Below are 2643 nucleotides of genomic sequence, written 5' to 3'. Positions count from 1 at the left end.
ATCCAGCACAGATTACAAGAAAAACTGCGAATGGTGTTGCAGTGCCACACGGAGATCATTATCACTTTATCCCTTATTCTCAAATGTCTGATTTAGAGCAGAAGATTGCAAGAATGATTTCTGAAAATTATCAAGGAAATCATACTACTGCAGGTGGTAAAGAATTAAAACCAATTCCGACTCCAATCCCTGCTCCAGAGCCTACCCCAATACCAAGTCCACAACCTGTACCAAATCCTCAACCAACTCCTCAACCAACTCCTCAACCAACTCCAAGCAATCCAATTGATGGAAAATTGGTAAAACAGGTGATTCGAAAGGTGGTTGATGGTTATGTCTTTGAAGAGAATGGAATTTCGCGTTATATTTCTGCCAAAGAACTTTCAGCAGAAACTGTTGCAGACATTGATGATAAACTTGCCAAACAAGAAAGTTTGTCTCATGAGTTAGGAGCTAAGAAAACCAATCTTGCATCTGGTGATCAAAAATTTTACAACAAAGTTTATGATTTACTAGCAACAGTTCATCAAGATTTGATTTCCAATAAAGGACGCCAAGCTGATTTTGACGCTTTGGATAGACTATTGGAACGTCTCAACGATGAGTCAAGTGATAAAGTCAAGTTAGTTGATGATATCCTTGCTTTTCTAGCACCGATTCGTCATCCAGAACGTTTAGGAAAACCAAATGCACAAATAGCTTACACAGATGATGAGATTCAAGTAGCCAAGTTGGCAGGCAAGTATACAACAGAAGATGGCTATATCTTTGATCCACGTGATATCACCAGTGATGAGGGGGATGCCTATGTAACTCCGCATATGAGCCACAGTCATTGGATTAAGAAAGATAGTTTGTCTGAAGCTGAAAGAGCAGCAGGTCAAGCTTATGCTAAAGAGAAAGGTTTGACGCCTCCTTCAACAAATCATCAAAGTTCAGGAAATACTGAGGCTAAGGGAGCAGAAGCGATTTACAATCGAGTAAAAGCAGCTAAGAAGGTACCACTTGACCGTATGCCTTACAATCTCCAACATACTGTGGAAGTTAAAAATGGAAGTTTGATTATACCTCATTATGACCATTATCATAACATCAAATTTGAGTGGTTTGACGAAGGACTTTATGAGGCACCTAAGGGGTATAGTTTAGAAGAGCTATTTGAAACTGTGAAGTATTATGTTGAACATCCAAATGAACGTCCGCATTCAGATAGTGGTTGGGGCAATGCGAGCGACCATGTTCAAAGAAACCACAATAGTCAAGCTGCTAACAATCAAACAGAGAAACCAACAGAGGAGAAACCTCAGACAGAAAAAATTGAGGAGGAAAAACCTCGCGAAGAAAAACCGAAAAATGAGAAAGCACAATCTCCAAAACCAAAAGAACCAGAGGAATCAGAAGAAGAATCACCATCGGAACCAGAGGAACATCAGGTTGAAACTGAAAAGGTTGAAAAAAAACTGAGAGAGGCGGAAGAGTTACTTAAAAAGATTAAGGATCCAATTCTTAAGTCCAATGCCAATGAAACTCTCACAGGATTAAAAAATAACCTGTTATTTGGTTCTCAGGACAACAATACTATTATGGCAGAAGCTGAAAAGCTATTAGTCTTATTAAAGGAGAGTAAGTAACTATACAACTATTATAGAAGATAAAAAGGGAGCAGAATATGGATTCTGTTCTCTTTTTTATGAAATTGTGTAAAAATTCTTGACATATTTTCTAAATAAAGATAAACTATTTACTAGTTAATTAAATGGTTAAACACTAGTTAAGGAGTTATAGTGAAAAAGAGGACGATTTTAGTATTGATGACCAGTGTATTGGCTCTGGTATTAGCTGCTTGTGGCCAAAAGGAAAACCAGTCAGGTAAAGGGATGAAAATTGTAACCAGTTTTTATCCTATCTATGCCATGGTCAAGGAAGTATCTGGTGACTTGAATGATGTCCGAATGATTCAGTCAAGTAGCGGAATTCACTCCTTTGAACCTTCAGCAAATGATATCGCAGCCATCTATGATGCAGATGTATTTGTTTACCATTCGCATACGCTCGAATCTTGGGCAGGAAGTCTGGATCCCAATCTAAAAAAATCCAAAGTTAAGGTTTTAGAGGCTTCAGAAGGAATGACATTGGATCGTGTCCCTGGTCTAGAAGATGTGGAAGCAGGTGATGGAGTTGATGAAAAAACGCTTTATGACCCTCATACTTGGCTAGATCCTGAAAAAGCTGGCGAAGAAGCCCAGATTATCGCTGATAAACTTTCAGAGGTTGATAGTGAGCACAAAGAAACTTATCAGAAAAATGCGCAAGCCTTTATCAAAAAAGCTCAAGAATTGACTAAGAAATTCCAACCTAAATTTGAAAAAGCGAGTCAGAAAACATTTGTAACCCAACATACAGCCTTTTCTTATCTAGCTAAGCGATTTGGACTCAATCAACTTGGAATCGCAGGTATCTCTCCTGAACAAGAACCAAGTCCAAGACAACTAACAGAAATTCAGGAATTTGTTAAAACCTATAAGGTTAAAACGATTTTTACAGAAAGTAACGCTTCTTCGAAAGTAGCTGAAACTCTTGTCAAATCAACAGGTGTGGGTCTAAAAACTCTGAATCCTTTAGAGGCAGACCCACAAAATGACA

General features: G+C 38.3%; 2 protein-coding genes. Both read left to right on the top strand.

Features of this window, described 5'->3' with window-relative positions; translation table 11 throughout:
• On the top strand, positions 1-1631 hold a 1631-nt coding region (locus tag EII37_RS10615), incomplete at its 5' end, for a pneumococcal-type histidine triad protein (RefSeq protein WP_124788550.1).
• A 180-nt stretch (positions 1632-1811) separates the two neighbouring features.
• A partial coding sequence (gene adcAII / locus EII37_RS10610) for a zinc-binding lipoprotein AdcAII (protein WP_398585873.1) occupies positions 1812-2643 on the top strand: 832 nt, incomplete at its 3' end.

Origin of the sequence: Streptococcus sp. OH4692_COT-348 (assembly GCF_003859975.1) — a bacterium.
In the GTDB taxonomy this organism is placed as follows: Bacteria; Bacillota; Bacilli; order Lactobacillales; family Streptococcaceae; genus Streptococcus.
This window is presented reverse-complemented; position numbering and strand designations above follow the sequence as displayed.